Source organism: Sporomusaceae bacterium (assembly GCA_031460455.1).
Taxonomy (GTDB): domain Bacteria; phylum Bacillota; class Negativicutes; order Sporomusales; family UBA7701; genus Anaeroselena.
This window is the reverse complement of sequence record JAVKTQ010000006.1, coordinates 67,194-91,068: the sequence shown is the minus strand read 5'-3', so window position 1 is coordinate 91,068 and position 23,875 is coordinate 67,194. Positions and strand designations below refer to the sequence as shown.

At 61.4% G+C, this 23,875-nt stretch carries 21 protein-coding genes; 16 read left to right on the top strand and 5 right to left on the bottom strand.

Features of this window, described 5'->3' with window-relative positions:
* The first annotated feature begins 35 nt into the window (after positions 1 to 35).
* The 5 genes from RIN56_10885 to RIN56_10865 all read left to right on the top strand — a co-directional run bounded on the left by RIN56_10885 (position 36) and on the right by RIN56_10865 (position 5,144).
* Entirely contained in the window at positions 36 to 485 is a 450-nt protein-coding gene (locus tag RIN56_10885) for a hypothetical protein (GenBank protein MDR7867313.1), read from the top strand.
* A 1-nt stretch (position 486) separates the two neighbouring features.
* Complete coding sequence (locus RIN56_10880; GenBank protein ID MDR7867312.1) at positions 487 to 948, top strand: RidA family protein; 462 nt, start codon at positions 487 to 489, stop codon at positions 946 to 948.
* Positions 949 to 963: 15 nt separating this feature from the next.
* On the top strand, positions 964 to 2,427 hold the full coding sequence (locus RIN56_10875; protein ID MDR7867311.1) for a hypothetical protein: 1,464 nt from the start codon (positions 964 to 966) through the stop codon (positions 2,425 to 2,427).
* Between the two features lie 151 nt (positions 2,428 to 2,578).
* Positions 2,579 to 3,880 carry an FAD-dependent oxidoreductase gene (locus RIN56_10870; GenBank protein MDR7867310.1) on the top strand — a complete coding sequence of 434 codons (1,302 nt, stop codon included), beginning with the start codon at positions 2,579 to 2,581 and terminating at the stop codon, positions 3,878 to 3,880.
* A 142-nt stretch (positions 3,881 to 4,022) separates the two neighbouring features.
* The gene (locus RIN56_10865) at positions 4,023 to 5,144 is read left to right on the top strand and encodes a hypothetical protein (protein MDR7867309.1); all 1,122 of its coding nucleotides are present in this window, start codon (positions 4,023 to 4,025) and stop codon (positions 5,142 to 5,144) included.
* Between the two features lie 2 nt (positions 5,145 to 5,146).
* Here the strand turns inward: RIN56_10865 and RIN56_10860 are convergent, their stop codons facing one another.
* Both RIN56_10860 and RIN56_10855 read right to left on the bottom strand, forming a co-directional pair.
* On the bottom strand, positions 5,147 to 5,380 hold the full coding sequence (locus tag RIN56_10860; GenBank protein ID MDR7867308.1) for a DUF2164 domain-containing protein: 234 nt from the start codon (positions 5,378 to 5,380) through the stop codon (positions 5,147 to 5,149).
* Positions 5,381 to 5,423: 43 nt separating this feature from the next.
* Positions 5,424 to 6,113, bottom strand: a complete 690-nt coding sequence (locus tag RIN56_10855; protein ID MDR7867307.1) for a metallophosphoesterase — start codon at positions 6,111 to 6,113, stop codon at positions 5,424 to 5,426.
* Between the two features lie 112 nt (positions 6,114 to 6,225).
* On the opposite strand from RIN56_10855, the gene pdxA reads away from it, so the two are divergent.
* Together pdxA and larA are read left to right on the top strand one after the other, a co-directional pair.
* Positions 6,226 to 7,218 (top strand): 4-hydroxythreonine-4-phosphate dehydrogenase PdxA, encoded by a 993-nt coding sequence (gene pdxA / locus RIN56_10850; GenBank protein MDR7867306.1) that lies wholly within the window; start codon positions 6,226 to 6,228, stop codon positions 7,216 to 7,218.
* 16 nt (positions 7,219 to 7,234) lie between these two features.
* Complete coding sequence (gene larA, locus RIN56_10845; GenBank protein MDR7867305.1) at positions 7,235 to 8,515, top strand: nickel-dependent lactate racemase; 1,281 nt, start codon at positions 7,235 to 7,237, stop codon at positions 8,513 to 8,515.
* 171 nt (positions 8,516 to 8,686) lie between these two features.
* On the opposite strand, the gene RIN56_10840 is transcribed toward larA, so the two are convergent.
* Entirely contained in the window at positions 8,687 to 9,634 is a 948-nt protein-coding gene (locus RIN56_10840; GenBank protein ID MDR7867304.1) for a 3-hydroxyacyl-CoA dehydrogenase family protein, read from the bottom strand.
* A 389-nt stretch (positions 9,635 to 10,023) separates the two neighbouring features.
* On the opposite strand from RIN56_10840, the gene RIN56_10835 reads away from it, so the two are divergent.
* Positions 10,024 to 10,773 carry a Sir2 family NAD-dependent protein deacetylase gene (locus RIN56_10835; protein MDR7867303.1) on the top strand — a complete coding sequence of 250 codons (750 nt, stop codon included), beginning with the start codon at positions 10,024 to 10,026 and terminating at the stop codon, positions 10,771 to 10,773.
* Between the two features lie 166 nt (positions 10,774 to 10,939).
* Positions 10,940 to 12,079: a DUF4263 domain-containing protein gene (locus RIN56_10830; GenBank protein MDR7867302.1), complete on the top strand. Its 1,140-nt coding sequence runs from the start codon at positions 10,940 to 10,942 to the stop codon at positions 12,077 to 12,079.
* A gap of 269 nt (positions 12,080 to 12,348) precedes the next feature.
* Here the strand turns inward: RIN56_10830 and RIN56_10825 are convergent, their stop codons facing one another.
* Positions 12,349 to 12,939 (bottom strand): methyltransferase domain-containing protein, encoded by a 591-nt coding sequence (locus RIN56_10825; GenBank protein ID MDR7867301.1) that lies wholly within the window; start codon positions 12,937 to 12,939, stop codon positions 12,349 to 12,351.
* Positions 12,940 to 13,312: 373 nt separating this feature from the next.
* Here RIN56_10825 and RIN56_10820 point away from each other — a divergent pair, with 373 nt between their 5' ends.
* From RIN56_10820 to RIN56_10790, 7 genes are all read left to right on the top strand, one after another.
* A complete protein-coding gene (locus RIN56_10820) occupies positions 13,313 to 14,095 on the top strand; it encodes an electron transfer flavoprotein subunit beta/FixA family protein (GenBank protein MDR7867300.1) in 783 nt (260 codons plus the stop codon).
* Positions 14,096 to 14,110: 15 nt separating this feature from the next.
* The gene (locus tag RIN56_10815) at positions 14,111 to 15,298 is read left to right on the top strand and encodes an FAD-binding protein (GenBank protein ID MDR7867299.1); all 1,188 of its coding nucleotides are present in this window, start codon (positions 14,111 to 14,113) and stop codon (positions 15,296 to 15,298) included.
* Between the two features lie 89 nt (positions 15,299 to 15,387).
* The gene (locus RIN56_10810) at positions 15,388 to 17,520 is read left to right on the top strand and encodes a sigma 54-interacting transcriptional regulator (GenBank protein ID MDR7867298.1); all 2,133 of its coding nucleotides are present in this window, start codon (positions 15,388 to 15,390) and stop codon (positions 17,518 to 17,520) included.
* Positions 17,521 to 17,662: 142 nt separating this feature from the next.
* Positions 17,663 to 19,003, top strand: a complete 1,341-nt coding sequence (locus RIN56_10805) for an MFS transporter (protein ID MDR7867297.1) — start codon at positions 17,663 to 17,665, stop codon at positions 19,001 to 19,003.
* Positions 19,004 to 19,075: 72 nt separating this feature from the next.
* Positions 19,076 to 20,653 carry an acyl CoA:acetate/3-ketoacid CoA transferase gene (locus RIN56_10800; protein MDR7867296.1) on the top strand — a complete coding sequence of 526 codons (1,578 nt, stop codon included), beginning with the start codon at positions 19,076 to 19,078 and terminating at the stop codon, positions 20,651 to 20,653.
* A gap of 61 nt (positions 20,654 to 20,714) precedes the next feature.
* Positions 20,715 to 22,178: a 4-hydroxyphenylacetate 3-hydroxylase N-terminal domain-containing protein gene (locus RIN56_10795; protein ID MDR7867295.1), complete on the top strand. Its 1,464-nt coding sequence runs from the start codon at positions 20,715 to 20,717 to the stop codon at positions 22,176 to 22,178.
* A 40-nt stretch (positions 22,179 to 22,218) separates the two neighbouring features.
* The gene (locus RIN56_10790) at positions 22,219 to 23,358 is read left to right on the top strand and encodes an acyl-CoA dehydrogenase (GenBank protein ID MDR7867294.1); all 1,140 of its coding nucleotides are present in this window, start codon (positions 22,219 to 22,221) and stop codon (positions 23,356 to 23,358) included.
* 56 nt (positions 23,359 to 23,414) lie between these two features.
* Here RIN56_10790 and RIN56_10785 read toward each other — a convergent pair whose 3' ends face one another.
* Positions 23,415 to 23,840, bottom strand: a complete 426-nt coding sequence (locus RIN56_10785; protein MDR7867293.1) for a MarR family transcriptional regulator — start codon at positions 23,838 to 23,840, stop codon at positions 23,415 to 23,417.
* Positions 23,841 to 23,875: the final 35 nt, after the last annotated feature.

Here is a 23,875-nt window from a genome sequence, read left to right as displayed (position 1 = left end):
GATAATGTCGTGAATCGGGCGACAGGGGGGCTAATATGAGTACTGATCCCTACGCGGCGGGCAAGTTCGCCGCCAATCCCTATGCGAAGAAGAGCGCGGTGGAGGGGGCGCTGGTGGTGTTGTTGCAGGGGAGGATGGAGGACCGGGGGCTGGCGCTGATTACGCCGATTTCCCGCTGCCTCCGCCGCCATGACGTGCATGAGCTCATCCTCACCGACGAGGCGGGGGCCAAACCCGGCAGCCGGGTTGACCGCATCGCTTATCTCGGCTTTTTCGCCGTGGCGGCGGGCGGGGTGCTGGTGAGCGGCGACGAGGTGCTGCTGGACGGCCGGCCGGTCGGGGTGCTTGCCGGGTTCGACGAAACGCATATGCCCAATCATCTGAATATCGTTATCAGGACCGACCGGCTGCTGACCGGGGTGGAGCTGGGGACGCCGTTGGGCGCCGCGGTGAGCTTCCGGTTGCCGGGCGAAGGAGGTGAGTAGCATGAGTATCGAGAGCAAACTGAAGGAGATGGGGCTGACGCTGCCGGAGGCGCCCAAGCCAGTGGCGGCGTATGTGCCGGCGGTGGCGTCCGGCGGGTATGTTTATACGGCCGGGCAGATTCCGTTCGTGGGCGGCGAGCTGAAGTACAAGGGCAAGGTGGGCCGCGACCTGGACGAGAGCCAGGGGTATGAGGCGGCCCGCGTGTGTGTGCTGAATTGCCTGAGCGTGATCAAGGCGCAGGTCGGCAGTCTGGATAATGTCGAGCAGGTGGTGAAGGTGACGGGGTTCGTGTCCAGCGCCCCCGGGTTTAACGGCCAGCCGAAGGTTATCAACGGGGCGTCGGAGCTTTTGGGACAGCTTTTCGGCGACAAGGGCCTGCACGCCCGGTCGGCGGTGGGGGTGAACGAGCTGCCGCTGGACGCCGCCTGCGAAGTGGAAATGATCGTGAAGGTGAAACAATAGAAGGGGGATTGGGCAATGGCCAAGTTCAAGTATAAGTTTCAGATGTACAAGTATCTCCAGATGAATATCCCGACAATCTACGCCGAGGCCAAGGCGGCGGCCGACGAGATCGGCATTCCCGCCGAGATCAGGGGCAAGTTCGGGATGACGGGCGGCATATCCGGCTGTCCGGCGCCGCTGCGCGAGGATATCATGAGGGCCAGCGAGGAGGCTGCCAAGACGGTAACGCCGTTGGCGGGAATGGTGGACCAGATCCGCGAGCTTGTCAAGGATCTCTACGGCGACGGGTACGACGCCGCACCTGTCAGCACGTGCGAGGCAGGCCTCTGGTGCAGCTTCGATTCGCTGTTTACGCCGCCGGCCCTGGGGCGGGGCGACTGCTACCGGGCCCGCTATATCGCGCCGCTGGAGAAGCATTTCCACCACCAGGGCGGCTATGGGCGGCCTTTCCCCGGCAAGTATAAGGATATTATCGCCGACCGCGGCTCGACGCCCGGCGAACTGGGCTTCTATGGCAAGCGCCAGAATAATCTCGACACGCTGATCGTGCCGCTGGAGGGGGCCAACTACCCGGTCCACGGCATCAAGTATCACCCGGTGCCGCTGCTGACGAAGGTCGACCCTGAGGCCACTTATGAGGCGATGAAGAAGGTGGCCGAGCGGCACGGCAATATGCTGACAGGCATGACGTCGCTGGCGTACGAGACGCCGGGCTACGGCTACGGGGCGAAGGATGCGGACGGCACGCCGAAGCTGCAGAAGCTGTACGCCAAACTGTGCAAGGAGTACAACATCCCTTATGTACTTGACAACGCCTGGGGCGTGCCAGGCATCGGCCACGATATCCGCAAATCGGGCGCGGACGCGATCATCTACTCGATGGACAAGGCGAGCGGCTGTGCGACGAGCGGCCTGATTATCGGCAAGGAGGACGTGATGGTTCCCATTCGCCGGGCGATGGGCATGCACGGCGACCGCTGGGGGACTACCGCATCCTACGGTAAGGCCGCCTATGTCACGTTCGACCCCGGCAAGGAGGCGCTGGCCACCCAGATCCAGGCCCTCAAGGTGCTGCGCGATAATCCGGAGGTTTACACCAAGTCGGTCGACGACCTCTACGACGTGGTCAAGGAAGAGTTCGACAAGATTCACCCGACGATCAAGGCGGGGCTTATTATTACCAAGTCCTACAATTCCCGGGCCGTCGAGGTCAACTACGAGGGCACCTGGAAGGATGGCCAGATGGGGTTGCCGATCTTCGCGATCGAGGATATGTATTCGGGCACGAACATCTTCCAGAGCGGCATGGCGCAGATGGGCGTCATCCCGACGGTGGCTTACGACGGCAACATCTACATTTCGCCCGACCTGGCGACGACCGACAGCAAGGGCAATCTGCTGAAGGATGTGTTCCGCTACGGCATCAAGGCGCAGGTGAGGCTGATGGAGATTGTCGCCAAGCACGTGGGCTTGATTTAGCGGCTGCCTAAAAAGTCCATCTGCGGCGTTGTTCCTCAGAGCGCTTGCTAGCGTACGCACCGAGTACGCGTCGCGGCGCGCTCTTCCGGTACGCCTTGCATCTGGAGCTTTTTAGACAACCTTAGAAAGTCTGCAAAGGAGGGAATTAGTTATGTCTAAGAAGGTTGTCGTGGTCGGCGGCGGCTGGGCGGGCAGCGCGGCGGCGCTGGCGGCCCGCAAGGCGGGCTGCGAGGTGGAGCTATTCGAGCGGGCCGATATGCTGCTGGGCACCGGGCTGGTGGGCGGTATCATGCGCAATAACGGCCGCTTCCCCGCCACCGAGGAGATGCTGGCCATGGGCGGCGGCGATCTCTTCCAGATCGCCGACGCCAACGCGCGCCACAAGAATATCGAGTTTCCCGGCCATAAGCACGCCAATCTGTACGATGTGGCGCTGATCGAGCCGGCGGTCAAGAAGGCGGTGGAGGGCGCCGGCATCAAGGTGCATATGCACTGCCGCGTCAAGGAGATCGAGAAGGACGGCAACAGGATCACGAAGGTTACCGCCGAGGGCCATCACGGCGAGCCGGATGTCGCGGCGACCGGCGACACGTTCGTCGATGCCGCCGGCACGGCCGGGCCGCAGGGCAACTGCATGAAGTACGGCAACGGCTGCGCGATGTGCATTTACCGCTGTCCGACCTTCGGGCCGCGGTTCTCGATCGCCGCCAAGGCGGGGGCACCGGAGATCATGGGCCAGAAGGCCGACGGCACGCTGGGGGCGATGAGCGGGTCGTGCAAGCTGCACAAGGATTCGCTGTCCAGGGAGATTCACGAACAGCTCGACCGCACGGGGGTGGTGGTCGTGCCCATCCCGGCCAGCCTGCGCAAGAGCATGGAATCGCTGGGGCAGAAGGCCTGCCAGCAATATGCGCTGAAGGAGTTCGCCGAGAATGTCATTCTGCTCGACACCGGCCACGCCAAGCTGATGTCGGCCTATTATCCGCTCGATATCCTCCGCCAGATCCCCGGTTTCGAGAACGCCCGCTTCGAGGACCCGTATTCGGGCGGCATCGGCAATTCTATGCGCTATCTGGGGATGCTGCCGCGCGATAACGCCCTCAAGGTGGAGGGGCTGGACAACGTTTTCTGCGGCGGCGAAAAGGCCGGGCTGCTGGTGGGCCACACCGAGGCGATCATCACCGGTACGCTGGCGGGCCATAACGCGGCCCGGGCGGCGTTCGGACAGGAGCCGGCGACAATTCCCGAGAGCCTGGCCTGCGGCGACGCGATCGCTTTTGTGCGGACGAGCATGCAGACCAAGGAGGGACTGACGAAGAAGTACACTTTCTCCGGCTCGGTGTATTTCGAGCATATGAAGGAGAAGAACCTGTATACGACCGACGTGGCCGCTATTCAGAAGCGGGTGGCGGATGCCGGGATGACGGGCTTTTTCTCTAAGAAATTAGGGTAGCGATACCGGGGCATAGGGCAGGAAGTCCATCTGCGGGGAGCATAAGCAACGCATTATGCTCCCTTTTGCGTATAAAAATTGACCGGCCGGCAGGGCTTGACGGGCCGGCTGCTGAATTAATTAATGCTATTATTATCTGTAGGTGATGGTATTGCTGGAAATCAGGCTGGGTATCGCCGGCACCGCCAAGAATACGGGCAAGACGACAGCCACCGCCGCTATCATGCAGGAACTGAGGGCGCGCGGGGTCGGGTTCTGCCTGACGAGCATCGGCTATGACGGCGAGAATATCGATAATGTCACCGGCCTGCCCAAGCCCAAGCTGCGGGTGGAGCCGGGCGACGTGGTGGCGACGGCGGAGAAGTGCCTGGAGGTGAGCACGGCGGGACTGAGCCCGCTGCTGGCGACCGCCATTCAGACTCCTCTCGGCCGCATCCATGTGGCCAGGGTGACGGCCAGCGGCCTGGTGGTGACGGCCGGCCCGAACAAGAGCACCGAGGTGCGGGAGCTGGCCGGGATATTGAGCCGCCTGGGGCCGGGGGCGACGATTTTTGACGGCGCTTTAAACCGCATCGCGCCGATGGTGGAGACGGATGGGTTCATCCTTGCGACCGGCGCATCAAGGACGCCCGACATCCCCCGCCTCGCCCAGGAGACGGGCGTGATCTGGCGGCTCTCCACGCTGCCGGCGGTGCCGCGGGCCCAGGCGCTGGCCGAGAAGCAGCTGACGCAGGTGACGCTGCTCGACGCCGACCTGGACGAAATAAAAACCTGGCCGCTGTCCTCGCTGCTGACGGAGAAGGACGTCGACCAGGTGCTTGAAGAGCATATTCCGAAGTATGCTTATCTGTATGTGCCGGGGGTCATCGGCGAACGGGCCCTGAAAGCCCTCGGCGACCGGCTGGCCGAGAAGCCGCGGCCATTTCTGCTGGCGTTCGCCGACCCGGTGAAGCTGCTGGTGACCGGCAACCCGGTGACCTACCACGAGCTGCTGATGGCGGCCGAGCGGGGCGGGGCGGTGGCCGGGGTGGTGAAGAGGGTGCCGCTGCTGGCGGTGACGATAAATCCCTTTTATCCGGAGTACCGGGTGGAGACCAAGGCGTATAAGCCGGCGTTCGTCGATTTCGTCCGCCTGCAGGTGGCGGTGCGGAACAGTGTGAAGGTGCCGGTTTACAATGTTGTCAAGGAGGGCGCCAGGGGGCTGGTCGATATCATCCTCGCCAACGCCCGCCGCTGGGAGAACCCGGATGTGATGACATTCTAGCGTTACCGGGGCCGCTTTTCGAGGCCGTACAGGTCTTCGAGCCTGTCGCTCATTAGGGCGTGGGCGTCGGCAACGGCTTGGTTATAGATGTGGGGTCCGACGGTTTCGAGGATGAAGGCGAGCACGGCGGCGGCCTGGAAGTCGCTGATTTCCTCGTCCCGCTCGCGGGCGAAGTATTCTTTGATGCTGCTGATAAGATCCTGTTTTGTTTCTTTGCTCAGTTCGATGGGTTTCATCGTTGCCTCGCCTGCCTAGATTGGAGTGTGAGAGGGTGGCTCCCTAGATAATCTGGAGAAGCTTAAAGTCGAGGGCGTCGCAGGACACCAGATAGTGCACCGTGCCGGCGAAGTCGCCGACGGGGGCGGTGTTGACCGCTTCGTTGTGGAGGTGGCCGTAGACGCAGACGGCGACGCCGAACTCGGCCATGAGGTCGGTGAAGCCGGTGGCGTCGGCGTTCGTGCGGGGCGGGTAGTGGAGCATAAGGATGAGGCGTGTATAGCCGGCATCGCGGGCGGCGGCGAGGGAAGCCCGCACGCGGAGGAGCTCGCGGCGGTAGATGACCTCGTCTTCTTCGCCGAAGGCCGAGTCGCCGGGCAGCAGCCAGCCGCGGCTGCCGCACACGGCCCATTCGCCGGCGGCGGCGAAGGTGTTTTGGAGGAAGGTGAAGCGACCGCCGGTGGCGGCGTTCATCTTGGCGAGCGTCTGCCACCAGTAGTCGTGGTTGCCGCGGACGAGGATTTTGCGCCCCGGCAGGGCGGCGATCTCCTCGAGGTCGGGCAGCGCCTCGGGCAGCTTCATGGCCCAGGAGATGTCGCCGGCGATGAGGACGGTGTCCTCGGGGGCGACGCGTTCCAGCCAGTCGGCCTTGATTTTGTCCCAGTGGCCGAGCCAGCGGTCGCCGAAGATCGACATTGGTTTGCTCGGCGGGTTGCCGGACAGGTGGGTGTCGGCGATGGCGAATATCTTCATGGTTGGTCCCTTCGGCGTTATTTCCTATTTTGATTATAGCAAATAAGGACGGGCAATGGCAAAAACGGCCGCCCGGCGACAAAAGAGCATACGAAGAGGAGTTGCTGCAATTATGAAACCGATCATCGGCATCACCATGGGCGACGCGACCGGCGCCGGCCCGGAGATCATCGTCAAGGCGCTGGAGGACAAAGGAGTGTATGATGTCTGCCGGCCGCTGGTTATCGGCGACCTGGGCATCATGGCGCGGGCGGCGGGGATCGTGAATATCCCGCTGAAGTTCCGCCCGGTGGAGAAGGTGGCTGAGGCCGCTTTCGCCTACGGGACGGTCGATGTCATCGACCTGAAGAATCTGCCCGCCGATCTGCCGTTCGCCAAGGTGGACGGCCGCGCCGGCAAGGCGGCGTTCGAGTATGTGGCCAAAGGGGTGGAACTGGCGATGCAGGGCGATATAGCCGCCATCGCGACCGCACCGCTCCACAAGGAGGCGCTGAACGCCGGCGGGTACCATTACCCCGGCCATACCGAGATTCTCGGCGATCTTTCCAATACGAAGGGGTACGCGATGATGCTGACCGGCGGGCCGCTCAGGGTCATCCACGTGACAACCCACGTGTCGCTCCGCCAGGCCTGCGACCTGGTGAAGAAGGAGCGGGTGCTGCGGGTCATCGAGCTGGCGGATATGGCCGCGAAACAGCTGGGCTTTGCCAAGCCGCGGATCGCGGTGGCCGGACTCAACCCCCACTCGGGCGAGGGCGGCCTGTTCGGCGACGAGGAGATCAAGGAGATCATCCCGGCGATCGAGGAGGCGAAGGGGCGGGGCTACGACGTGACCGGCCCGGTGCCGCCCGATACGGTGTTTTACCGCGCGGCGCTCAAAAACCATTTCGATATCGTCGTGGTGATGTACCACGACCAGGGGCATATCCCGCTGAAGGTGCTGGGGTTCGAGGAGGGGGTCAATGTGACCGTCGGCCTGCCGTTCATCCGCACGTCGGTGGACCATGGCACCGTTTTCGGCAAGGCGGGCAAAGGCACGGCCGATTCCCGCAGTATGAGCGAGTCGATTTATCTGGCCGCCAAGATGGCCGGCCAGGGCAAATAGGAGAGGGGGGCCAGAAGTGGCTGCGATCAGCGTGAAGCTGCCTTATGGCAGGGAGACGGTGGCGGTGAGCGTCCCCGCCGCCAATCTGCTCGGCGTTTTTTCTCCCAAGGACGTGCCGCCGGTGGCCGATGTGAAGGCCGAGGCGATGCGGGCGGTGAACGCGCCGATCGGCGCGAAGCCGTTGCGCGAGCTGGCGAAGGGGGCGAAGAGTGTTGTCATCGTCGCCGACGACAATACGCGCCTGACGCCGACCGATAAGATAATCCCCATTCTCCTCGACGAGCTTAACGCCGCCGGGGTGGCGGACGGGCAGATTGCGGTCGTGATCGCGCTCGGCACGCACCGCTTCATGACCGACGCGGAGATCCTTGCCAAGTTCGGACCCGAGGTGGTCCGCAGGGTAAGGGTGGTCAACCACGATTACAAGAACCCGGCCGAGCTGGTCGAGCTGGGGACGACGGCCAACGGCACGTACGTGGCGGTGAACCGCGAAGCATACGAGGCCGATTTCAAGCTTGGCGTGGGCAGCATCGTGCCCCACCATATACCGGGCTTCGCCGGCGGGGCGAAGATCGTCCAGCCCGGCATCTCCGGCGAACGGACGACGGCCGAGACCCACCTCCTGAGCGTGCGGGCGCCGCGCTCGTACCTCGGCGTGACCGACAACCCGGTGCGCCGCGAGCTGAACGAGATCGCCCGCTCCATCGGCCTGAACACGATTTTCAACACGGTGCTTAATCGCCACGGCGAGGTTGTCGGGGCGTTCTTCGGCGACGTGGTGGCGGCGTTCGACGCGGGCGTGGAGCTGTCGCGGGCGGTGTACGCGGTGGAGGTGCCCGAAGAGGCCGATATCGTGGTGTCGAGCTCCCACCCGTGCGACCTGGAGTTCTGGCAGGCTCACAAGACGCTCTACCCGTCCGACCTGGCCGTGAAGGCCGGGGGGATTATCATCCTCGTGACGCCGTGCTACGAGGGGGTGGCGGTGACCCACAGCGAGATGCTGGATTACACGGCCAAGGGGTCGTGCGCTATCCGCGACCTGGTGTCGTGCAAGCAGCTCGGCGACGAGGTGGCGGCGGCGCTGGCGATCGCCTGGGCGCAGGTGAAGGAGCGGGAGACGGTGTATATCGTGTCGGGCGGCATAGCTGACGCCGAGGCGGTGAAGCTGGGCTTCACGCCGTTTGCCACCGTGCAGCAGGCGCTGGATGCGGCGCTGGCGGCGAAGGGGCCGGGGGCGAAGGTGACGGTGCTGACGCACGCCCCGGATATGCTCCCTGTGGTTAAATTTGTGCCTTAAAATTTAGAGGCTGGCGATAAAGCCCCATCTGCGGCGTTGCTCCTCGTCTGCTTGCTAGCGTACGTTCCGAGTACGCGTCGCGGCGCAGACTCCGGGGCGCCTTGCAGCTGGGGCTTTCTAGCCAGCCTTTCGCAGATATTTTAGGGAACGACTTAGGGGTTGCAATTCCGCTTATGAAAGGGACGCTTTGTCCCGGCGGAGCCAGTCGGCGAGGACGGTTTCGCGGTGTTTTCTGACGGCGGCGAGTTTGGCGGCGTCAGACCAGTCGTAGATGCCGCGGCCGGTTTTCGCTCCCAGGTCGCCGCGTTCCTTGGCGGCTGCGAGGGCCGCAGGCGGGGCGGGGCTGGCGCAAAGATCGGGCAGGAGGTAGGCGGCGATGCTGTGGAAGATGTCCACGCCACCAAGGTCGGCGGTTTCCAGCGGGCCGGTGGCCGAGATCCGGCGGCTGAGGTGTTTCATCGTCGTATCGACAGTTTCCGCTGTGGCGATGCCTTGCTCGACGAGGTAGAGCGCTTCGCGGAGCAGGGCGAACTGGAGGCGGTTGGCGATGAAGCCGAGGGCTTCCCGCTTTAGGGTGACGGGGATTTTGCCGATCTTTTTCAGCAAATCGCAGGCGGCGTCGACCGTTTCCGAAGCGGTGGCTTCGCCGGGAACGACTTCGACGATGGCCATCAGGTGGGGCGGGTTGAGGAAGTGGGCGGCGACGAAGCTCTCCGGGCGCCTGAGGCCGGCGGCGATGGCTGTGGGGCTGAGCCCCGAGGTGTTTGAGGCGAAAATGGCGTGGGCGGGGCAGTGTTTTTCGAGGGCGGCGAAAACTTCGCGCTTGACGGCCAGGTCCTCGGACACCGACTCCATGACGAAATCGGCGCCGGCGGCCGCCGCGGCGAGGTCGGCCGTGCCCGTAATCCGGGCGACGGCGGCGGGAATATCCGCGGGGGAAACGAGGCCGTGCTCGCGGCAGGAATCGAGGCAGGCGCGGACGCCGCGAAAGCCGCGCTCCACGCTCGGCTCGCTGCGGCCGTACATGCGCACGTCGTAGCCGGCCAGGGCAAAAAGGGCGGCCATATAAGGGCCCATCGTCCCGGTGCCGACGCTGCAGATGGTCTTGATTTCGCTCATTGAGGCAACCTCCCCGGATGCTTGATATGGTTCTTGAAGGTTACTCTTTTGACGCAAGGGTTATTTTTCCTGCCGGGCGTAAGGGCGTATTGCCGAGCGCCTTTTGGCGTTTTGGGTGAACCACCACGCTGCGGGCGGCGGTCTTACTAACCTCGTCGCCGACTCCACCGTAGTATCGACAAATTCACATCCATGTTCATTTGTCGCTCTCGCGTCCGTCCATGGACGCTCGTACGGTGTCGTTAGCGGCTCTCTCGCTAAGTAGCGGCCGCCGTCCTCGCTACCGGCGGTTCGCCCAAAACGCCAACGGCGCACAGTGTTTGCCGGCGGTCGCCAGCGGCGAGGTTTGTTTTTTGGCATAAGGGATGAGTTAAGGACGGGATTTTGGCATGGATGAAAAAATCGCCGCGTTAGGCGAGCTGCTGATGGGGGCGAATTATGCCATCGCTTTTACAGGTGCGGGCATTTCGACCGAGAGCGGCATACCGGATTTCCGCAGCCCCGGGGCGGGGCTGTGGGAAAAGATCGACCCCGAGCTGCTGTCGGCCCGCACGCTGCGCACCGACCCGGCGCTGTTTTACCGCTGCTGGCGGGAACTGGAGAGCTTGACGGCCGGCAAGCTGCCCAACAAGGGGCACGCGGCGCTGGCGGAGCTTAGCCGCCTGGGGACGCTGCGGGCGGTCGTGACCCAGAACATCGACGGGCTCCACCAGCAGGCGGGTTCGAAGCGGGTGTTCGAGGTGCACGGCAACCTGGAAGGGTGCCGCTGCCTGGCCTGCAAAAGCGAACACCCGGCGGCCGCGCTGCGAGAGCAGCTGGCCGCGGGGGCGGAGGCGCCGCTGTCGCCCTGCTGCAAGGCGGTGCTCAGGCCGTCGGTCGTGCTGTTCGGTGACCGCATGGCGGCCGATTTTGCCGCCGCCCAGCAGGAGGCTTTCCGCAGCGACTTCGCGCTCGTCGTCGGCACCAGCCTGACCGTCTGGCCGGCGGCGGAGATACCGCTGACCGTCGGCCGGTTCGCGATCGTCAACCGCGATGAAACGGCCCTCGACGACCGGGCGGAATTGCGCATCGCGGGGCCGATAGGGGAGACGTTGGCGAAGGTTGTGGAGTATGTGAGGGAGAAGCGGAGCACCCCGTGAGGGGTGCTCCGTTTCTTTTGAATAGACAATAACTAATAACAATATGTCACATTTGAACAAATTTCTATAAATCATGGCAGCAAATGTAAAACATTTGTAGATTCTGGAGGGGAAAATAATATGATGACGAAGGTCTTTCTCATATGAGTTAAAGGTGGTCGATGAGATGAATACGGATAACCACTCTAATATTTTAACCATTAAATCTACTTCAAAGAATACAGCAACCGTTAATGATATTGTATTAAGAGAATTGGAGAGGGCAAGGCTTGTTTTTAGACCACAAATGGTAAATAATCAAGAAAACCCTAGCGCATCTATTAAAGGAGTCTTTATATATCAACGAAAAGATAAAAATAGTAGTTGGGAAGATCTTAAGGAGTTCGATCTTAACCAACTTAAATCAGGTGAGGGGTTTAAGTTAGAACTTAAATCGAGGGAGCTACTAGAATTATTTCAACAAGTAGAGCAGTTATATAAGATTTACGGTACTCACGGAATACCATATGGACAGAAGAAATTTATCTTAACAGACAAAAATTCAGCTCAAATCATTGAAGCTATAATGGATAATGATAGCTTCATAACGGAACTCTTACAAAAAAATAACCACAGAGTTGTATTTGAATGCGTCAAGAAGTTGGCTGAAATTGGTAATCTTCCAGCAATCATAGAAAAATTGAAGGACCTTGAAATAGCCAACCTGGAACAGCTTAATTCGGTGATTGGGATAACAACCCTTAAAAGAGTAGAAGATATATGGGAACAAAATAAGTCGAACAGTAATGAAGATTTTTGGCAAAAAACTTTCAAGAATCACTCTTGGGTGATATCCCAAGTGTTTGCTTGTCCTGTTGTCATAATGAAGGAGAAAGTATACGTTGGCGGCAAAGGGATAGACAACGAAGGTGGAAAAGCAGTAGATTTTGTTTACCAAAATAAAGTGACTGAAAATATAGTTCTCATTGAAATAAAGACGCCGCAAACAAAACTTATAGGCTCTGAATACCGTGACGATGTTTACTCAATTAGCCAATCTCTTTCGGGAACAATAAATCAGGTCTTATTCTATAAAGATGAATTTCAAAAGAATTATTATAGTTTATGCTATAAGGCTGGAAGCAGTCTAAGTGTGTTAAATCCTAAATGTGTCGTTATTGCAGGCTCATTAGAAAACGAAATGTCTGACAAGGCTAAAAGAAGCTCGTTTGAGATATTTAGGAGAGAACTTAAGGATGTTGAAGTAATAACTTTTGATGAATTGTTTGGAAAGGTCAAGTTACTATTAAATTTGCTCTGCAAATGAAGACAAAAAGTTACGCCGGAGGCGGCGGAGGGTGCAGGCGTATGCGCCGTTGCGGAGGCTGATACGCGCCGTTGGCGAAGCAGGCCGGTAACACAACGTACGCCCGACCATGGACGGTCGGGCGAGGTCGCAAGGAGCGTGATGCGACTTTTGCGGGCGGTACGGCGGTGTCGGCCCAAGCCTTACGGCGCGTTCAGCCGGAGCTTGGGCGCAGTAGCCTGTGTCCTCCGCCCGAAGGCTTTGTTGATAGTAGTCGCCCCGTAAAGGGGCTATTTTTTATTCCCCGGCGGGGCCGGATTAACCCCCGTGACGCAGACGGCGGCGGAATGCCCCAAAACTTTTTCGTGCAGCCGGACGGTGGCGAAGCCGGCGGCTTCGAGCTGGCGGCGGAGTTCTTTGCCGAGCAGGCGGACGTAGGCTTCGCTCGCCTCTTTTTCCGGCGGCCGCACCGCCACCGCTAGCCTGCCGCCAGGCGCAAGCGCTTTCCCGACGACTTTGAGGATATCAGCCGCCTTGTCGTCCGGGAGGGCCGCGTTTACGGCCACAGCTCTGGCGAACGGCGCGGCGAAGGCGGGCAGGCCGCGGGCGATATCGGTCTGCACCAGCATCGCCCGCCCCGCTTTGATAGCCCGCGCGTTTTTCCGCCATGCCTCCCCGATCGCCTCCTCGGAAGCGTCGACGCCCACGACGAAAACATCCTTGCGGGTTGTGACGATTCTCTTCATCGCCGCGCCGGGGCCGCAGCCGATTTCGAGCACGGTGTCGCCCGGCCGGATTTCCAGCAGGGCGAGCACCCAGTCGTGCAGCGCCCTGTCGCCCCCGCCCAGCAGCCGACCGATGAATTTGCCGATAGAAGCCATGCTCCGCCCTCCTGTTTTCATTATCGCCATAACGGGGCGTAATATACCCGGTTGTTGCTCGGACGCAACGCGTGTTGCGCTGACGCAACGGAAGGATACCTTTTTCCGGCCCGTTGCCGGCGCGCAACGCCTGGCGGGCTGGTAAAAGCTTGACACACCGGCTTTTGCTGCGAGTGGTACGATATTTGCTATATATTTTCCTCGAAAAGGAGGAATTTTTTTGCATTGGGCGAAATAATTTTGCGTAATATGTTTTGCGTGCAAAATATATTTTTTAGAAATGTGGGCGAAACGCCCGTGGGGAGCGGAGGGGTTGCTAAGAGAATACGGCTTGACCGACTAAAGAAATCATCGAACCGAAGGAGGATATAGCATGGAAATAGTCGTTTGCGTGAAACAGGTTCCCGATACGACCGAGGTCAAGATCGACCCGGTTACGAACACGCTGATCAGGCAGGGGGTGCCGAGCATCGTCAACCCCTTCGATAAGTTCGCGCTGGAGATCGGCCTGCAGCTGAAGGAGAAGCACGGCGGCCGGGTGACGGTGATCAGCATGGGCCCGCCCCAGGCGAAGGACGCGCTGAAGGAGTGCCTGGCGATGGGCGCGGACGCGGCGGTGCTGGTGAGCGACCGGGCGTTCGGCGGCGCGGATACGCTGGCGACTTCGTATACGCTGGCGGCGGCGGTCCGCAAGCTGGGGAACGCCGACCTGATTCTGTGCGGCAAGCAGGCGATCGACGGCGATACCGCCCAGGTGGGCCCGGAGATGGCCGAGCACCTTGGCTGGACGCAGGTGACTTACGCGGCGAGCGTGGAGATCGACGGCACGAAGGTGAAGGCCCAGCGCGAGCACGACGAGGGCTATGATGTGATTTCGACCCAGCTGCCGGCGGTGGTGACGATTATCAAGACGGCGATCGAGCCGCGCTATCCGACGGTGAAGGGCACGATGAAGGCCAACCGGACGGAGATCCCGGTGTGGACGGCCGCCGATCTGGATGTCGACCCCGACTGCCTCGGCCTGAATGGCTCGCCGACCAAGGTGAAGCGCATCTTTACCCCGCAGCGCCAGGTGCACGGGGAGATTATCGAAGGCGAACCGCGCGAGGCGGCCGCCGCCCTGGTGGAAAAACTGCGGGAATTGAAGATCGTTTAGGGAGGAGCGGGACAAATGGCGATTATGATTAAGACTGAAGAATGTATCGGCTGCGGCGCGTGCGTCGGCACCTGCCCCTTCGGGGCGATCGTGCTGGAGAACGGCAAGGCTCGGATTACCGACGCCTGCACTTCGTGCGGCGCGTGTGTGGATAGCTGCCCGGTAGGGGCGATTGTATCGGATGCGCCGGCGGGCGAGACGAAGAAGGAGGCCGACAGCGCCGCGAGCGGCGTGTGGGTGTTCATCGAGCAGCGCGGCGGCCATATCCGCAATGTGTCGCTGGAGCTTATCGGCGAGGGCCGCAAGCTGGCCGACGAGCTGGGCGAGGAGCTGGCCGGGGTGGTGATCGGCGACGATGTGGCCGGGCTGGCCAAGGAGGTTTTCGCCAGCGGCGCCGACAAGGTTTATCTGGTGGAGCACGCGCTGCTGAAGGATTACAATACCGACGGCTACGCGGCGGCGTTCACGGCGCTGATCGGGAAGTACAATCCGTCGGTGATATTGCTGGGGGCGACGAACGACGGCCGCGACCTGGGCCCGCGCGTGGCGGCCAGGGTGAAGACCGGCCTGACGGCCGACTGCACCGGCCTGAGCATCGACCCGGAGACGAAGCTGGTGGCCTGGACGCGTCCGGCCTTCGGCGGCAATATCATGGCGACGATCTTCTGCCCTGACCGCCGGCCGCAGATGGGCACGGTGAGGCCGAAGGTGTTCAAGAAGCCGCAGCCCGATTACGGCAAGAGCGGCGCGCTGGTGCGCGAGAGCATAACGCTGGCGGCGGCCGATGTGCGCACGAAGCTGGAGGATGTTATCCAGGTGTGCACGACGAACTGCAATCTGGAGGATGCCGAGATCATCGTGTCCGGCGGCCGCGGCCTGGGCAACCCGGAAGGGTTCAAGCTCATCCAGGACCTGGCCGACGCGCTGGGCGGCACGGTGGGCGCGTCGCGCGCGGCGGTGGACGCAGGCTGGAAGCCGTATCCCCATCAGGTGGGGCAGACAGGCAAGACGGTGGGGCCGAAGATTTATTTCGCGTGCGGCATTTCGGGCGCTATCCAGCATCTGGCGGGCATGCAGACGTCGGATATGATCGTGGCGATCAACAAGGACCCGGACGCGCCGATTTTCAAGGTGGCCCATTACGGTATCGTCGGCGATCTGTACGAGGTAATTCCGGCGATTATCGCCAAGTTGAAAGATTAATTTTCGCTAACTCGCACCATTCGCAGGAATATTCTGATAATTAACAGAATATAGTGGAACGTCTAGCAATTTTTAGGGACGTGATGCGAATGTTCGTGAAAGATGTGATGACCCGCGAGGTGCTGACTGTGACGGAGTGGGTGCCGGTCACCGAGGCCGTCCAGTTGCTGAGGAAACATAAGGTTAAGGGCATTCCGGTGGTGGACGCCGTCGGCCGGGTGTGCGGCTTGTTCACCGTGAAGCATCTTTTTCAGGTGGTGGCGGACGAGGGCAAGCTGGCGCTGCCGGTCAGGGAGCTGATGCAGCGCGAGGTGACGGTTATCAAGGACGATACGCTGCTGGAGGAGACGTGCGGCTTTCCCCAGAAGCGGCTGCCGGTGGTGGACGGCGACGGCAACCTGGTCGGCATGCTTACGAAGAGCGATATTATCCGCGGTTTCAAGACGACGTTTGTGCATGCCCGCCAGGAACTGAAGGCGGTGCTGGAGGCGACGCCCCACGGGATCGTGGCTGTCAATCCCCACGGCTATATAACGTTCATTAATCCGGCGGCGGAGAATGTCCTCCGCCTGAAGGCCAGGCAGGTGATCGGCGGCGATGTGTCGGATTTTATCCCGAACTGCGCCGTTTCCGAGGTGCTGGCGACCGGCCGCGTGATCCGCAATTTCAAGAATACGATCAACGGCAACTCTTATATCGCCCACGCCGCGCCGATCATGGACGGCAGCGATATCATCGGCGCGGTGGCGTCTTTCCAGCCGTTCAGCGAGATCGAGAGCCTGGCCGACGAGCTGGGGGTGGTCAAACAGCTTTACAAGGAGCTGGACGCGGTCATCAGCTGCTCGTACGACGGCATCCTGGTCACCGACGCCGACGGCGTCATCCGCAAGGTGAACGCCGCGACCGTCAAGCTGCTGGGGCTCAACCCGCCCCAGGCGGCGGCGAACGGCAAGGGCGAGGTGGGGCAGGAGCACCATCTGGGCGCGAAGGTGGCGACGAAGGTGCGCCATGACCGCAAGCCGTGCTCGATTTCCTGCCGGGTGAACGGCAAGCAGGTGGCGCTGACCGGCACGCCCGTGTTCGACGAGAACGGTTCGGTGGTGCGGATCGTGACCAATGTCCGCGATCTGTCCGAACTGTCGGCTCTCAAGCAGGAGCTTGAGGAGGTCAACCGCCTGAAGGAGATGTATTTCTCCGAACTGGCCCGCCTCAAGGCCGAGGTGGCGACGACGAGCGGTACGTTCCGCAGCGCGGCGATGCAGCGGGTGTACGACCTGGCGCTGCGGGTGGCGGCGGTCGATACGCCGGTGCTTGTGCAGGGCGAGTCGGGCGTGGGTAAGGAAGTGCTGGCCAATTTTATCCACGAGAACAGCACCCGCCGGAATGGGCCGTTCATCAAGATCAACTGCGCGGCGATCCCGGAGACGCTGCTGGAGTCGGAGCTGTTCGGCTACAGCGACGGTGCGTTCACCGGCGCGCGGCGCGGCGGCAAGCCGGGGGTTTTCGAGATCGCCAGCAGCGGCACGCTCTTTATGGACGAGATCGGCGAGCTGCCGGGCAGCATCCAGGCCAAGCTGCTCCGCGCCCTGCAGGATCAGGAGTTTTTCAAGGTCGGCGGCAGCAGGCCGGTGAAGTTCGACGCCCGGCTGCTGTTCGCCACCAACCGCGACCTGGAGGCGGCGGTCAAAGCGGGCCATTTTCGCGAGGATCTGTTCTACCGGATAAACATCGTTCCCCTGTATGTTCCGCCGCTGCGCGAACGGCCGCAGGATATCGCCGTGCTGACGGCGGAGTTTCTGGCCAAGATGAATGAGAAGTATCATACCGATAAGAAGCTTTCGCCCGAGGTTATCGAGGCGTTCACGAATTATGCGTGGCCGGGAAATGTCCGCGAGCTGATCAATGTGCTTGAGCGCATTGTCATTACTTCCCGGCAGGAGATCATTTCTTTCGAGGACCTGCCCGGCAATTTCCAGCGGCAGGCCGCGTCGTCGGCGGCGCTCGCCCGCGGGGCGGTTGTTTTGCCGCTGAAGGATGTTTTGGATATGGTGGAGAAAGACGTAATCGAGCAGTCGCTGCGGATGTCAAGGAGTCTCCGGCAAGCCGCCAGGGCGTTGGGGATCGATCCTTCGACGCTGCTGCGCAAGGCGGAAAAGCACAAGATCAGGGCGGGCGTTGAATATTCGCAACAGCCGCCGTATATTTTCAACGGGAAAAATTAGCATGCAAACTAATTTGTTGCGGTAACACAACGAAGCCCGGCGGCGGGTTTGTGATTTTTCGCACATCCGCGGGCAGCCCCCTGGTTGGCACCGAATTTGCAGATTATTCACAACAATGGCGCCAATCAATATGCGAAGGGGGATGTCAATGGTAACCGAGCAGCAAAGAGCTAAGGTCCTCAGTTATCGATGGGTCTGTCTGGTAACGCTGTGGTTCGTGTATTTCTTCGTGTACTTCGACCGGGTGGCGCCGGCGGTGGTGGCGCCGGAGCTGATGAAGGCGTTCAACATCAGCGCCGCCAGCCTGGGACTTCTGTCTGCGGCCTATTTCTATCCGTACGCCGCCATGCAAATACCCTCCGGTATTTTCTCGGACTTCCTCGGGCCACGTTTGGCGGTGACGATCTTCTTTATCATCGCCGGCATCGGCACGGCAATGTTCGGGATCGCGCAGAGCTACGACTGGGCGATCGTCGGCCGGGTGATGATGGGTATCGGCGTGGCCGTGGTCTACATCCCGATAATGAAGATTCAGGCGCAGTGGTTTAGGGCGCACGAGTTTTCGACGCTGACCGGCATCCTGCTGACGGTGGGCAATATCGGCGCGCTGGGCGCCGCCGCTCCGCTGGCGAAGTTCGTGTCGATGACCGGCTGGCGGGAGGCTTTCTATTATCTCGGGGCGATCACCGTCATCCTGGCGGCGGCCACGTATCTGATGGTCCGCAACCGGCCGCAGGATATGGGTCTGCCGTCGCTGAACGAGGTGGACGGCATCAAGGTCGACGCGGCCGAGGTGGCCCGCGACGAGAGCATCAAGCTGGGTGAGGCGATCAAGATCGCCGTGACCAACCGCAATTTCCCGTGGCTGGCCGTGTACGCTTTCGCGGTCTACGGGCCGATGATGGGCTTCCAGGGACTGTGGGCGGTGCCGTATATGATGGATACGTTCGGCTGGACTAAGCAGGCTGCTTCGAACGTGCTGTCGTGGTGGGCGATCGGCATGATCTGCGGCTGCCCGATCCATGGCTGGGTTTCCGACCGGGTCGTCCACAGCCGCAAGAAGGTGGTTATCACCGGCGCGGTGGTGTATACGCTGGGCTGGCTGTACATCGCCCTTAGCCCGACGGGCTGGAGTACGGCGACGATGTCGGCGTTCTGCTTCCTGATGGGCGGCTTCGGCGGCGCGTATATCACCAACTACGCCCATCTGACCGAGCGTCTGCCGCGCAAGGTCGTGGGCACGGCAATCGGTGTTTTCAACCTCTTCTATTTCGTGGGCGGCGCCTTCTTCCAGCAGTATATGGGCGTCATTCTCGACGGCTTCGGCAAGGTGGCCGGCAAGTTCCCGGTGGAAGCGTATACTTCGACCTTCTGGCTGTGCTTCGGCGGCATGGTGATAGGTACACTGTCGCTATGCTTCACGGTGGAGACATTTGTGAAGAAGGAGGTTCCCGTTTCCCAGGCTGTCAGTAATAAAGCTTAGTCGGTCAGGAGGGTCCGCCCTCGCTGACCGCAGGCGCGGGCCCTCTCTCCCAAAAGAGAGGAGGCCATGGGCATGAAAGTCAAAATCGTCAGTGCCGCCGAAGCTGTCAAGCACATCAAATCGGGCGACACTGTGGGCATATCGGGGTTCATCGGCATGGGCCACCCGGCCGAGCTGACCGAGGCGCTGGAGAAGCGGTTCGTGGATACAGGCGAGCCGAAGAATCTGACGCTGACGTTCGGGGCCAGCCAGAATGACGGCAAGTCGTGGTGGGGCCTGAACCGGTTCGCCCGCGAGGGGTTCGTGAAAAAGGTCATCGCCGGGCATTTCGGGCTGCAGCCCGACCTGAACAAGCTGATCGTCGAGAACAAGATCGAGGCTTATAATATCCCCCAAGGGGTTATGATGCATCTTTTCCGGGCGATCGCCGGGCATAAGCCGGGCGTCCTGACCCACGTGGGTCTGAGGACGTTCGCCGATCCGCGGGAGACGGGGGGGCGTCTGAACGAGATTTCCAAGCGCGAGGTCGTCAAGCTGCTCGAGATCGACGGCGAGGAGTACCTGCTATATAAGTCTTTTCCGATCAATGTCGCGCTCATCCGCGGCACTAGCGCCGATACGCGCGGCAACATCAGCATCGAGAAAGAGGGCATCGCGCTGGAGTTTCTGCCGCTGGCGATGGCGGCCCGCAATTCGGGCGGCATTGTCATCGCCCAGGTGGAGCGGATCGTCGAGGCTGGCACGCTCCACCCGATGATGGTGAAGGTGCCGGGGATAATGGTGGATTATATCGTCCAGGCTTCGCCGGAGAACCACAAGCAGTCGATGGGCGAGCAGTACAACCCGGCGCTGTCGGGCGAGGTGAGGGCGCCGCTGTCGGGCTGGAAGCCCATTCCGCTCGACGACCGCAAGATTATCTGCCGCCGGGCGGCGATGGAGCTTAGCCCCGACGCGGTTATTAATCTGGGTATCGGCATGCCGGAAGGGGTGTCGGCGGTTGCGGCCGAGGAAGGGTTCATCGACCAGCTGACGATGACGGTCGAGCCCGGCCCGGTGGGCGGGGTGCCGATGTCGGGGCTGCGGTTCGGCTGCTCCCTTAACCCGGAGGCGCTGCTCGATCATCCCAACCAGTTCGATTTCTACGACGGCGGTGGCCTCGACCTGGCGGTGCTGGGGCTGGCGGAATGCGATCAGTTCGGCAATGTGAATGTGAGTAAGTTCGGGCCGCGCATCGCCGGTTCGGGCGGTTTTGTGAACATCACCCAGAACACGATGCACGTCATCTTCGCCGGCACGCTGACGGCGGGCGGGCTGGAGGTGGCGGTGGAGGGCGGCAAGCTGAAGATCATCCGGGAGGGCAAGAGCAAGAAGTTCGTTCCCAAGGTCGGCCACATCACTTTCAGCGGCCAGTACGCCAAGAAGGCCGGCCAGAAGGTGCTGTACGTGACCGAGCGGGCGGTGTTCGAGCTGACGGCGACCGGGGTGATGCTGACCGAGATAGCGCCGGGGGTGGATCTGGAGCGCGATGTCCTCGCCCAGATGGATTTTAAGCCTCATATTTCGCCCAATCTGAAGCTTATGGACGCCCGTATATTCATCGACGAGCCCATGAATCTCAAGCCGGAGATCATGGCGAAGAACGGCGGCTGACCAGCGATTCTTCGGCGGGTATCCCGCTTGACGGATAATACGATTAGGGAGAGTGAACGGTATGGCACTGATGAACGGTCAACAGTACAGGGAGTCTCTGCAGAAGCTGCGCCCGAACATGTATAAGTGGGGGGAACTCATCGCGGACGTGACGACCCATCCCGCGACCCGGCTGCATGTCCAGTCGGTGGCGGATTCGTACGACGCGGCGTTCGATCCGGAGAGGGCCCCTGTGTTTACCGCCAAATCCCATCTGACCGGCGAGACCGCCCACCGCTGGAATACGCTGATGAACAGCATGGAAGCGGTGATGGGCAATTCGAAGATGAAGCGGGCCCAGTACCATTGGACGGGGACCTGCCAGGGGGCGACCTGCGCCGGTTGGACGGGGATCAACGTGCTGTGGGCTGTCACGTACGACATGGATAAGGAGTACGGGACGAACTACCACGAGCGGATCAAGAAATACTTCAAGCATGTCGAGGACAACTGCCTGGCGCTGGCGGGCGCGATCACCGACGCCAAGGGCAACCGGGCCCTCAAGCCTTCCGAGCAGCCGAACAAGGATTCCAACCTCCACGTCAAGGAAGTCCGGCCAGACGGGATCGTCATCCGCGGTTACAAAGCCCAGATTTGCGGCGTGGCTGCCTGCCACGAAATCATCGTCGTTCCCGGCAGCGGCTACGGCGAAAGCGAGAAAGACTTCTGCCTGGCGGTGGCGGTGCCCCGCGATGTGGCCGGGCTGACGATCGTCGAGACGCGCCGGCCGAGCGACGCCCGCGACGAGGAGGAGGGCTGGGATGCGCCGAAGTCGGGCAATATAACCCAGGCGTTCCTGTTCTTCGACGATGTCTTTGTGCCGAACGACCGCGTTTTCATGAACGGCGAGTTCAAGTACAGCGGCAAGATCATCGGCTTCTTCACCGCCATTTACCGCGCGGCGATCGGCGCTTGCGTGGCCGGCCAGGGCGACATCATGTGCGGAGCGGCGATCAACATGGCCCGCGCCAACGGCCTGTCGCAGAAGCCTTTCCAGGATAAGCTCAACCAGATGGCGATCAACAACGAGATTACCTACTCGGTCGGCCTGGGGGCGATGCTCGCCGGCAAGGCCCACGCCACCGGCGTATGGATTCCCGATATGCTGCTGGCCCATGTCAACAAGACCCAGGTCGCCAAACTGCCCTACGAAACAAAGGTAATCGCTCAGGATATCAGCGGCGGCGTCGCCGAGACCGGCTGTTTCCCCTCCTATAAGGATTGCCAGTCGCCTATTTATGGCGCGGAGATCCTGAAGGCGCTGACGGCGGGGGCGGACGGCGAGACGCGGGCCAGGGCGGCGAGGCTGGTGGAGTGGCTGACGGTCGGCGGCGGCATCCCCGGCTGCATGCACGGCGGCGGCTCGCCCGACGGGGCCCGCATGGTGGTCCGCGCGATGGAGCCATGGGAGAAATTCGCCAAGGACGCCAAACGCATCGCCGGCATCACCGCCGAGTTGGCCGATCCCGCTCCGGCGAAAAAATAGCCGGTTAATATAAAAAACAAGCACACGGGAGGAACAATCGATGAATTTCATCCTGACCCCGGAACAAGAAGACATCCGTAAGATGGTGCGCGAGTTCGCCGCCAAGTCGGTGGCGCCGACGGCGGCCGAACGCGACGAGAAGGAGCTTTTCCCGCGGGATATTTTCGATCAGATGGGCCAGCTCGGCCTGCTCGGTCTGCCGTACCCCGAAGAATACGGCGGCGCGGGCAGCGACTATGTGAGCTACGCGATCGCGGTCGAGGAGATTTCGCGGGTGTGCGCCTCGACAGGCATCGGCCTGTCGGTGCATGTGTCGCTGTGCTCCGGGCCGATCATGCTCTACGGGACCGAGGAGCAGAAGCAGAAGTTCCTGCGCCCGCTGGCCGAAGGCAGCAAGCTGGGGGCGTTCGGCCTGACCGAGCCCAACGCCGGCACGGACGCGGCCAACGGCTCGAGCACGGCGGTCAAGGACGGCGACAGTTATGTGCTGAACGGCACCAAGGTGTTCAACACGAACGGCGGCGAGGCCGAGATTTACCTGTTCTTCGCCGCGACCGACAAGGCGCTCGGGCCTAAGGGGATGAGCTGCTTTATCGTCGAGAAGGGCACCCCCGGCTTTTCCTTCGGCAAGAAGGAGGTTAAGATGGGTATCCGCTCGTCGGTGCAGCGCGAGCTAATCTTCGAGAACTGCCGTGTGCCGGCCGCCAATCTGCTGGGCAAGGAGGGCGACGGCTTCAAGATCGCGATGGGGGCTCTGGACAGCGGCCGCATCGGCGTGGCCGCCCAGGCGACGGGCATCGCCCAGGGGGCGCTGGACGAGGCGATCAAGTACTCGAAGCAGCGTGTGCAGTTCGGCAAGCCGATCTCGACCTTCCAGGCGGTCAACTTCATGCTGGCCGATATGGCGACCAAGGTCGAGGCGGCGAGGCTGCTGACCTATCAGGCGGCGTTCAAGCGGTCGAACGGCATGCCGTACGCCAAGGAGGCGGCGATGGCGAAGATGTTCGCGTCGGATGCGGCGATGGCGGTGACGACGGACGCGGTGCAGGTGTTCGGCGGCTACGGCTTCAGCCGCGAGTATCCGGTGGAGCGGATGATGCGCGACGCCAAGATCACGCAGATCTACGAGGGCACCAATCAGGCGCAGCGGATGGTCATCGCCGGCAATATCCTGCGGTAATAGTATCAGGCAATGGAAAACCCCCGGAAAATTCCGGGGGTTTTGCTTTGCAGTATTTACAGGGTGGCGAAGATGCGCTTGAGGACGAGGCGGAAGGCGGCGATTTCCTCGGGGCTGCAGCCGCCGGTCATCGTTTCTTCGACCTGGGCCATGGTTTTGCAGATGTCTTTTTCCAGGCCGCGGGCTTTGTCGGTGAGGAAGATGCAGTAGCAGCGGCGGTCTTCCGGCGTGGCGGCGCGGTAGACGAGCTCGAGTTTTTCGAGGCGGTCGATGAGGCCGGTGAGGGTGGAGTTGTCGAGGAAGATTTTTTTGCCGAGTTCGGTGATGGCGATGCCGTCGCCTTTGAAGAGGGTATAGAGGAGCATCATCTGGCCGGGCGTTATGCCGAGGCTGTTCTCATTGAGTAGCTTTTTGGTGAAAAGGTAATGCTTTTGTTCGGCTTTGGCCAGAAGGACGCAGGTGCTGTCGAAAATATCGAGCATAATTTCACCCCGTGTTAGTCTGCGTGCGTGCTGTT

Bases quoted from the DNA above. Each gene is read 5' to 3' on its own strand.
- RIN56_10810 (MDR7867298.1), top strand. From the start codon at position 15,388: ATGTTCGTGAAAGATGTGATGACCCGCGAGGTGCTGACTGTGACGGAG.
- RIN56_10870 (MDR7867310.1), top strand. From the start codon at position 2,579: ATGTCTAAGAAGGTTGTCGTGGTCGGCGGCGGCTGGGCGGGCAGCGCG.
- RIN56_10860 (MDR7867308.1), bottom strand. From the start codon at position 5,380: ATGAAACCCATCGAACTGAGCAAAGAAACAAAACAGGATCTTATCAGC.
- RIN56_10875 (MDR7867311.1), top strand. From the start codon at position 964: ATGGCCAAGTTCAAGTATAAGTTTCAGATGTACAAGTATCTCCAGATG.
- RIN56_10790 (MDR7867294.1), top strand. From the start codon at position 22,219: ATGAATTTCATCCTGACCCCGGAACAAGAAGACATCCGTAAGATGGTG.
- RIN56_10820 (MDR7867300.1), top strand. From the start codon at position 13,313: ATGGAAATAGTCGTTTGCGTGAAACAGGTTCCCGATACGACCGAGGTC.
- RIN56_10880 (MDR7867312.1), top strand. From the start codon at position 487: ATGAGTATCGAGAGCAAACTGAAGGAGATGGGGCTGACGCTGCCGGAG.
- RIN56_10835 (MDR7867303.1), top strand. From the start codon at position 10,024: ATGGATGAAAAAATCGCCGCGTTAGGCGAGCTGCTGATGGGGGCGAAT.
- RIN56_10785 (MDR7867293.1), bottom strand. From the start codon at position 23,840: ATGCTCGATATTTTCGACAGCACCTGCGTCCTTCTGGCCAAAGCCGAA.
- pdxA (MDR7867306.1), top strand. From the start codon at position 6,226: ATGAAACCGATCATCGGCATCACCATGGGCGACGCGACCGGCGCCGGC.
- RIN56_10830 (MDR7867302.1), top strand. From the start codon at position 10,940: ATGAATACGGATAACCACTCTAATATTTTAACCATTAAATCTACTTCA.
- RIN56_10840 (MDR7867304.1), bottom strand. From the start codon at position 9,634: ATGAGCGAAATCAAGACCATCTGCAGCGTCGGCACCGGGACGATGGGC.
- RIN56_10805 (MDR7867297.1), top strand. From the start codon at position 17,663: ATGTCAATGGTAACCGAGCAGCAAAGAGCTAAGGTCCTCAGTTATCGA.
- RIN56_10795 (MDR7867295.1), top strand. From the start codon at position 20,715: ATGGCACTGATGAACGGTCAACAGTACAGGGAGTCTCTGCAGAAGCTG.
- RIN56_10825 (MDR7867301.1), bottom strand. From the start codon at position 12,939: ATGGCTTCTATCGGCAAATTCATCGGTCGGCTGCTGGGCGGGGGCGAC.
- RIN56_10800 (MDR7867296.1), top strand. From the start codon at position 19,076: ATGAAAGTCAAAATCGTCAGTGCCGCCGAAGCTGTCAAGCACATCAAA.
- RIN56_10855 (MDR7867307.1), bottom strand. From the start codon at position 6,113: ATGAAGATATTCGCCATCGCCGACACCCACCTGTCCGGCAACCCGCCG.
- RIN56_10885 (MDR7867313.1), top strand. From the start codon at position 36: ATGAGTACTGATCCCTACGCGGCGGGCAAGTTCGCCGCCAATCCCTAT.
- RIN56_10815 (MDR7867299.1), top strand. From the start codon at position 14,111: ATGGCGATTATGATTAAGACTGAAGAATGTATCGGCTGCGGCGCGTGC.